The organism is Mucilaginibacter sp., assembly GCF_036568825.1.
Lineage (GTDB): Bacteria > Bacteroidota > Bacteroidia > Sphingobacteriales > Sphingobacteriaceae > Mucilaginibacter.
Genome location: NZ_DATCRU010000018.1, coordinates 19,854 through 27,206, shown reverse-complemented (window position 1 = coordinate 27,206; position 7,353 = coordinate 19,854). Strand labels below are relative to the sequence as shown.

Here is a 7,353-nt window from a genome sequence, read left to right as displayed (position 1 = left end):
ACCTACTGGTACATTATGATGCCGCTGACTATTATTGGAAAAGACGAAGCTATCCAATTTTTGCTTTTGCTAAAGTACCTCGAGACCTTACCTTCGCACCCTAACGATGCAGACTATTGTAAAACTGCAAAACAATGTTTGCTCGCAGGGCTTGTCAGCATTACACCAGACGGTAATTACCTCATCTCGGCCAAAGGATGGGCATTATTAGATGAAAAATAAAATTAGTTTAGATTGCCCTCCATATCAGGCCGGATTTTGTTATGACTCCGTACGTATTGACCTAACAAACAGTAAAATCTTTTCTTAAAAATTCTCTACCACTATTAAGTGGCATGCCTAAAATAGATTACATCGCCTCCTTAATTCCTTTTTTAATAAGCCACCAATTGATCGGATATGCAGTTGCCAATCCGCATAACATACCAATTTGCATCATAAACCAGAATACCGGATTGGTTGCTTTCAATAAGTGATGGAAGATTAAAAAGTCTGCAATAGCCATCCAGCCATACATCCCGACCTGCCAAAACGTTAAGGAAAGCGTGTCGGCTTTTAGCGCAGCTATCAGCGCATCTTTAGGTAGTAAATTTTTCATGGGCTTGATGGCATAATATTGGAAAATGATACCTACCACAAATGCCGCAATATATTCAATCACCCAGTCGGTAATGAGCTGGCTGTTAAAAAACTTAATTGCCAGCAAGGTAATTGCCGATGCTGCTATCAGGTCTCCGATTGTACATCCGCTGCCGCAATGCAAAGCTCCTTTTAATACGCTTTGCCAATCCGGACCTTTATGGGTAGCATCGTTCATATGATGTTCCGGTGTGTGCTTCCCGAGTTTGAAGTAGGCCCATACGCCCAATGGACCGGAATATAGTGCGGTCACCGGCCACACTATATTCATGATTTTCATTTTCAGGGGATGATTCAATATGTCAAAAGCAATGACTATACAGCTGCAAATGCAGATGAGAATGTAAATCCAGGCTATTATTGTTACAAGTGTTGAATTCATACGGACCCACTTATTGAAAATTTTTCGATCGTAGCGCTATAGGGAAAGTCGTCGTTCGGCGTTAAGGATGCTATTTTGATGTTGGTGGGAAACTCCTGTTTTATAGCGTGTTTGTAGTATTGCTCTATAGCAGAATTGTCGCCAATAGTTTGCAGTAATTTTTCATCCCCCGGCGATTCAGGTGAAAGGCGAACATTAAAGCTGTTGCCTGAAATTTGTTCGATCAAATGAGTCATAAGCTTAAAAGATATCCTCTTTTTCTAAACCAAAATTTGTCCTTTGTGGTTTAAATAAAGATTAATTTCATTTAACCTGAACCATTACCGCAGTAATAAGGTAATTTTGGTCGCGGGCACTTAATGTGTCTGTCCTGCATACTTTTATCCTGCCTGATGACTATAAGAAAATATAAACTATTAAAAAATTATCTTGAGTTCGCTGAAACGGTCAGGAGAACGAGGCAATACGGGCTTAGGAAAGTCAGAAGCTACCAGATGATCCTTGATTGGCTGCAAACCCGGTTGACTCATAACCAGTTTTTGACTTTATCCGGAGTCCTTGTCGGCTGCTCTGCAGGCCTCGCTGGTGTTTTCCTAAAAATGCTTGTACATTATATCCATTATGTTATAACCAGTAAAGTTCATTTTGAAGAACAAATCCTTTTTTATATCCTGTTCCCGTTTTTGGGTATCGTACTGACCACGCTAATCGTAATTTACTTCTTTAAGGGTCAGGACAGGAAAGGTATTGGGGCTATTCTTCATGAAATCGCAAGAAATTCGAGCTTTGTTTCGCCCGTTAAAATGTATTCGCAGATCATTCAAAGCGCTGTCACGGTCGGACTGGGCGGTTCTGCGGGACTTGAAAGCCCGATGGCAGTGACAGGATCGGCGATCGGCTCCAACTTCGCGCAAACTTATAAACTAAATTATAAAGACCGCACGCTTTTACTTGCAGCAGGCGCTTCAGCCGGCATCGCGGCGGCCTTTAATGCACCAATTGCAGGTGTTATGTTTGCCTTTGAAATCTTATTGACTGGCGTTGTCTTTACGGACTTCATTCCGCTTGTTGTCGCCGCCGTTTGCGGCAGCCTGCTTTCCAGGATCATCCTAAACGAGGACGTGTTATTCAAATTCAGTGCACGGCATAATTTTAATTACCATAATATACCTTATTATTTATTGCTGGCGGTGATCTGTGGCTTGTATGGACGATATTTCAACGTTGCTGCAGGCTATGTTGAAGAATTTTTTCATAAGATAAAGGTTTCGCGAATTCAAAAAGCAATCATTGGCGGTGGTGCGCTTTCGATTCTTTGCATTACATTCCCACCATTGTTTGGTGAAGGATACTCCAGCATTAAATCGTTTATTAACGGCGATATCCATCAGATCATTCAGCACAGTTTCCTGGGTTATGTAACATATAGGGCATGGATCGTAATCGTTTTTCTAAGTTTAATATGTATTTTTAAGGCATTTGCCACGCCAATTACGATTTATGGCGGCGGGAACGGTGGTAACTTCGCTCCATCGCTTTTTGCAGGCGGAACCCTTGGGTTTTTATTCGCCATTATCTGCACGCAATTAGGTTTCAGCCAGACTCCTGTTATCAATTTGACTATAGTAGGCATGGCTGGTGTAATGAGCGGAGTATTATATGCGCCGCTTACCGCGATATTCCTGATCGCAGAATCAAGTTCGGGATATGACTTGTTCATTCCGTTAATGATCGTCTGTGTTATCTCTTTCCTTATTGCTAAATGGTTTTCACCAATCTCACCAGATCTAAAAAAGCTTGCCGACGAAGGCAAAATATTTACCCGGGATAACGATAAAAATCTTTTCCTGTTGATCAATACAAGGGAACTAATTGAACCGGTTAAATCGACACTTAAGCTGACTTCCTCGCATGCTGACCTTTTAGATGTGATCAGAAAAAGCAAGCGAAATGTCATCCCGGTATTAGACGATGATCAGCTAGCAGGCATAATTTACATGGATGACCTAAGGCCAATCCTGTTTAATCCCGAATTTGAGGAGGGCTTCGAAATTTTGACATTAATGAAGATACCCATTGACGTCATCCAGGTTGATGAAGATATCATTTCCGTCGTAGACAAGTTTGATCAGACTTCAACCTGGGTATTGCCGGTAATAGACGGCCGCGGGCGTTTCACTGGCTTTATATCGAAATCAGCCTTGCTGAGCCGATACCGCGAGGTTCTGAAAGAATACTCGAATGTAATTTGAGGTATCCATTTACCTGTCCGGAAGGAAGCAGAAGCCTTTATTTGATTCCTGTTTGCGTCGAATTATCCCTCCAAGTCAGTGAACCATTCCTCTGCCCGTTGAATTGCCTCCCTGATTCTCGTACTTCCTTCGGGAATGTCGTCTGGCGTAAGCTGGCTGGCAATTTCCAATGCTTTCTCCCTGACATGCGGTTTGAGGTCATTGAAATCATCTGGCAATTCCCCCTTGTCATTTATTTCGGTGTTGATTTTCATGTATTCTTATTAAATAAACATTGCAAGCATCAATTGTGTTGATTGGCGCTGAATTCTGCCAATAAGTTCAAAGGCAAATATGCGCATCAAACAATCACCGGCGGTATCGGGCATAACCTGCCACAAGAAGACCCGCAAGCTTTTACTGACGCCATCATTGAAGTCTCCGCCTATATTAAATGAGGTAATTTAAATCAAGCGAAAGGCATTTGGTCCCATCGCGCGGCCATCCCCCTTCACATATAGTATTACATTGTTGTTCAGCTACCTTGTTACAGCGATAGGTGGTGTTCAAATTATACGGATATTTTGTTGCTTCTGTATTTGGATACGTCATTACAAAGCTACACATCTATCAAGATATAGTCGCTGGCCATTGTACTGAACTGCCATTAACAGGATGGTAGGAAGGACAATAAACGATGTAACCGAAGACATGTAAATCCTTAATACATTTATGATAAGTGGCTATGGATGAGATATTGCTATAGGACATCAACATTCTCCGACTGACCTGAAAAGGATTAATGCATCCGCCCTGCTGCCAACATATAAATAAAGCATAGTATAGATTGGAGTGACTGGCAAACAACCTCTGGTCTTGTTTAAGTCTTAAAATCTGCTTCCTATATTTTGTAAAAATCTCTGCCTTGACTGTTGATTTCACTATTTGCCTCCCTCAATAACTTTTTGAATGTCTTCGAACTTGTAATACATTATACCGCCGATCCTTGTGTAGGCAAGTGTTCCGTTTACGCGTAAGTTTTGCAAAGTGCCAGGCGAAATGTTTAATAGCTTCCTTACATCTTTACTTTTTAACCATTGTTTATTTTGACCTTTTTCTGGTCTAAGAAGAGATTCAATTTTTTCGAGAATTCTTTTTTCGAAGGCATCCAGCGTCTCTTTTGTAACTAGCTCATTTGGGCTCATTTAATTTAGTTAATAATAGTTCGTTTCGCCGTCCACAATTCTATAGGAACGGCACTCTTAAATAACAATTGACTTAACTGCGATCTGTTCATTTTAAGTCAATAATTGGCCCAAATATTTGAGAATGGCTCACTAAATTTTCAACTTGACTTAATACTCATTTTCGCGATTGGTGCTATAACTGTCTGGTGCTGTTGTTCCATTCGTTTCATATCGTTCCAAGGTTTTCTTCAGCTGTGCTTTTAGTTGCTTAACCAGTATTCTCGGCCCCAATACCCTCATTTTAGCGCCAAAGCCCAATAACTCACGTTCCAGTTCAAAGTTCAATATCACTTTAATGCTGAATATCTTTCCATCGACATCATCACGCAACAATTTCTGAGTATGATGCAATGGTTTAGTGATTACGTAAGGCGCGTTATCATTATCAATCCAAAATACCACTTCACAGTCACGTTGACCGGGCGATTTGGTTACGCCGATGCAATCATTATAGTAAGTAGCAAGGTTAACAACGGTATTTTCCCGGTAATTATCCTCATGCTCTTCAATCGACTCAATCCGGTCAAGCGCCAGGTTTAATAAATGCCCGCCCCTGCCGTGCCTCATTCCTAATACAAACCAACGGTTACGATATTCTTTCAGCAGGTACCCGCTAAAACAAAAAGTGCTCGCTTCCCTGGCTTTAAATGATTGGTAAGTAATACAGATCGTCTTCCTAGCAACAATAGCCTTACGTATCACCTCAATCCACTCCAAGCCTTTCAGGTTGTCGTTTTTTTCGAAATCAATTACTGGTGTACTTTGCGTTTTTTGGGTATATATTTTGTCTTCCAGTTTGCTTACCATCTCGTTCAGATCGGCAAAATGGCTGAAGCCTTTAAACTGTTTCAGCAGGTCAGAAACTTCACCCAGCACTTGCATATCCTGGTTGTTGAGTGGGATGTTGGTGATACTGTAGTTCTTGTCTTCATAAGTGTAATACTTTTTGTCAACCACAATAATCGGAGCCTCGTAACCTAACTTATTACTGCGCATCATCTCGATATCCGCCTGTATGGTACGGCGGCTTACCCCCGTCATGATGCCCTGGTATTCGTATATGGCATCAGAACAGGCTTCAATCAAATCATCCAGTGTCCATTTCCGGCGGCGGTTTTGCAGGCAGCTATCAATGGTGCGGTAACGGATAAGGGCGTTGCGATTAACTGGCATAAGGTTCTAAATAAAATCTGATGAATTTAAAAATTATTTTTTACTGCGCAAATAGATTGCGCACTTGGTATTTTCCTTTGTGTCGTCGAAAGGCTGAGCGCATTCACGAACGCCCCCTCTCCCAAAACGGGGAGAGGGGTTTTGGCCCGGAAGAATTTAAATTGTTAAATGATACCTTTAAGATAATGGAAAAGGAAAAAATAGGCAACAACGAGCTAAAAGCATTGGGGATTAACGATGTGGAAGTTTTGGTGAACTTTAGTCGTGTGGCTAATGGTTTGCTGAAACATCATGTGATGGATAAGACGCAGATACTGGCTAACCTGGAAGCGTTGATAGATGACCCTATGCCTTATGCCATGAAAAAGGGCGGTAAATTCAAGAACCTTGCCGAAGATGTGATTGCCTTGCGTAAGGAAGGGAAATTTGTAAAACAGCAGCGCAGCAATTTTGCCCTGAAGGAAGAGATAGCCGATTTCCCGGTGTGGGGATTGGAACATATTGAAGTGGGCGCCTTAGCGCAGATGAAAACAGCCGTGCAGTTGCCGGTGGCTGTTGTGGGCGCCCTGATGCCCGATGCGCATCAGGGCTACGGTTTGCCTATTGGCGGCGTGCTGGCCACCACGGCCAATACCATTATCCCGTTTGCCGTGGGCGTGGATATTGCCTGCCGTATGTGCCTGAGCATTTTTGATATGCCTGCCGCCACAGTGGATACCGAAACCGATATGCTGAAAAACCTGCTGATAGACCATACCAATTTTGGCATCGGCGGCACTACTAAAAAGTATCATGATACCTCTCTGTTCGATAGCAAAACATGGAGCGAAACCAAGGTGATCCGTAATTTGAAGGATAAGGCTTATGCGCAGCTGGGTACCAGCGGCACCGGAAACCACTTTGTAGAGTGGGGCGAGCTGACCGTTGCGGAAGGCGCTTTGGACGGTATCCCGGCTGGTGAGTATTTGGCTTTGCTTTCGCACTCCGGCTCGCGAGGATTTGGGGGAAGCATTGCGGACTATTACTCTAAAATAGCCATGACCAAAACCAAGCTGCCGCCCGAAGCGAAGCACCTGGCATGGCTGGACCTGGATAAGGACGAAGGACAGGAATACTGGATTGCCATGAACCTGGCCGGCGAATATGCCAGTGCCAACCACCACGAGATACATAACAAAATTGCCCGTGCGCTAAATCTTAACCCGGTAATGCGGATTGAGAACCACCACAACTTTGCCTGGAAGGAACAACTGGCCGACGGCACCGAAGTGATGGTACACCGTAAAGGTGCCACCCCTGCCGGCGAAGGTGTATTGGGGATTATCCCCGGCAGCATGAGTACACCCGGTTTTGTGGTGCGCGGTAAGGGCGATGCCAAGTCTATTAACTCTGCCTCGCACGGTGCAGGGCGTTTGATGAGCCGCAGCGCAGCCTTTAAAACGCTGGACAAAGCCGCCATAGCAGCCAACCTGGTTGAAAAACGCATTACCCTGATGGGCAGCGACATGGACGAAGCACCAATGGCCTACAAGGACATCCACACCGTAATGGCCGCGCAGAACGATCTGGTAGAAGTGCTTGCAAAGTTTGAGCCAAGGATAGTGAGGATGGCGGATGCGAAGGAGAAGCCGGAGGATTAGATTAATTTTAGCTTATGCTATAGTATCAAACCACCCATAGG

At 43.5% G+C, this 7,353-nt stretch carries 9 protein-coding genes; 4 read left to right on the top strand and 5 right to left on the bottom strand.

Annotated features, from left to right (window positions below; genetic code table 11):
- Nucleotides 1-222, top strand: a 222-nt coding sequence (locus tag VIM89_RS04010; protein WP_488154841.1) for a hypothetical protein, incomplete at its 5' end; no start/stop codon positions are given.
- Between the two features lie 127 nt (nucleotides 223-349).
- On the opposite strand, the gene VIM89_RS04005 is transcribed toward VIM89_RS04010, so the two are convergent.
- Together VIM89_RS04005 and VIM89_RS04000 are read right to left on the bottom strand one after the other, a co-directional pair.
- Complete coding sequence (locus tag VIM89_RS04005) at nucleotides 350-919, bottom strand: DUF4396 domain-containing protein (protein WP_488154840.1); 570 nt, start codon at nucleotides 917-919, stop codon at nucleotides 350-352.
- Nucleotides 920-1,017: 98 nt separating this feature from the next.
- Nucleotides 1,018-1,257, bottom strand: coding sequence for a hypothetical protein (locus VIM89_RS04000; protein WP_488154839.1), 240 nt, complete (start codon nucleotides 1,255-1,257; stop codon nucleotides 1,018-1,020).
- A 156-nt stretch (nucleotides 1,258-1,413) separates the two neighbouring features.
- Here VIM89_RS04000 and VIM89_RS03995 point away from each other — a divergent pair, with 156 nt between their 5' ends.
- Nucleotides 1,414-3,273 carry a chloride channel protein gene (locus tag VIM89_RS03995; protein WP_488154838.1) on the top strand — a complete coding sequence of 620 codons (1,860 nt, stop codon included), beginning with the start codon at nucleotides 1,414-1,416 and terminating at the stop codon, nucleotides 3,271-3,273.
- 62 nt (nucleotides 3,274-3,335) lie between these two features.
- Here the strand turns inward: VIM89_RS03995 and VIM89_RS03990 are convergent, their stop codons facing one another.
- Nucleotides 3,336-3,527: a hypothetical protein gene (locus VIM89_RS03990; protein WP_488154837.1), complete on the bottom strand. Its 192-nt coding sequence runs from the start codon at nucleotides 3,525-3,527 to the stop codon at nucleotides 3,336-3,338.
- A 42-nt stretch (nucleotides 3,528-3,569) separates the two neighbouring features.
- Between VIM89_RS03990 and VIM89_RS03985 the strand changes: the two genes are divergently transcribed.
- Nucleotides 3,570-3,710, top strand: coding sequence for a hypothetical protein (locus VIM89_RS03985; protein ID WP_488154836.1), 141 nt, complete (start codon nucleotides 3,570-3,572; stop codon nucleotides 3,708-3,710).
- A 483-nt stretch (nucleotides 3,711-4,193) separates the two neighbouring features.
- Here the strand turns inward: VIM89_RS03985 and VIM89_RS03980 are convergent, their stop codons facing one another.
- Both VIM89_RS03980 and VIM89_RS03975 read right to left on the bottom strand, forming a co-directional pair.
- Nucleotides 4,194-4,457: a helix-turn-helix domain-containing protein gene (locus VIM89_RS03980; protein ID WP_488154835.1), complete on the bottom strand. Its 264-nt coding sequence runs from the start codon at nucleotides 4,455-4,457 to the stop codon at nucleotides 4,194-4,196.
- A gap of 150 nt (nucleotides 4,458-4,607) precedes the next feature.
- On the bottom strand, nucleotides 4,608-5,672 hold the full coding sequence (locus VIM89_RS03975) for a helix-turn-helix transcriptional regulator (RefSeq protein ID WP_488154834.1): 1,065 nt from the start codon (nucleotides 5,670-5,672) through the stop codon (nucleotides 4,608-4,610).
- Between the two features lie 185 nt (nucleotides 5,673-5,857).
- Here VIM89_RS03975 and VIM89_RS03970 point away from each other — a divergent pair, with 185 nt between their 5' ends.
- Complete coding sequence (locus VIM89_RS03970; RefSeq protein ID WP_488154833.1) at nucleotides 5,858-7,312, top strand: RtcB family protein; 1,455 nt, start codon at nucleotides 5,858-5,860, stop codon at nucleotides 7,310-7,312.
- The last annotated feature ends 41 nt before the right edge of the window (nucleotides 7,313-7,353 follow it).

Bases quoted from the DNA above. Each gene is read 5' to 3' on its own strand.
- VIM89_RS04005 (WP_488154840.1), bottom strand. From the start codon at position 919: ATGAAAATCATGAATATAGTGTGGCCGGTGACCGCACTATATTCCGGT.
- VIM89_RS04000 (WP_488154839.1), bottom strand. From the start codon at position 1,257: ATGACTCATTTGATCGAACAAATTTCAGGCAACAGCTTTAATGTTCGC.
- VIM89_RS03995 (WP_488154838.1), top strand. From the start codon at position 1,414: ATGACTATAAGAAAATATAAACTATTAAAAAATTATCTTGAGTTCGCT.
- VIM89_RS03990 (WP_488154837.1), bottom strand. From the start codon at position 3,527: ATGAAAATCAACACCGAAATAAATGACAAGGGGGAATTGCCAGATGAT.
- VIM89_RS03980 (WP_488154835.1), bottom strand. From the start codon at position 4,457: ATGAGCCCAAATGAGCTAGTTACAAAAGAGACGCTGGATGCCTTCGAA.
- VIM89_RS03975 (WP_488154834.1), bottom strand. From the start codon at position 5,672: ATGCCAGTTAATCGCAACGCCCTTATCCGTTACCGCACCATTGATAGC.
- VIM89_RS03970 (WP_488154833.1), top strand. From the start codon at position 5,858: ATGGAAAAGGAAAAAATAGGCAACAACGAGCTAAAAGCATTGGGGATT.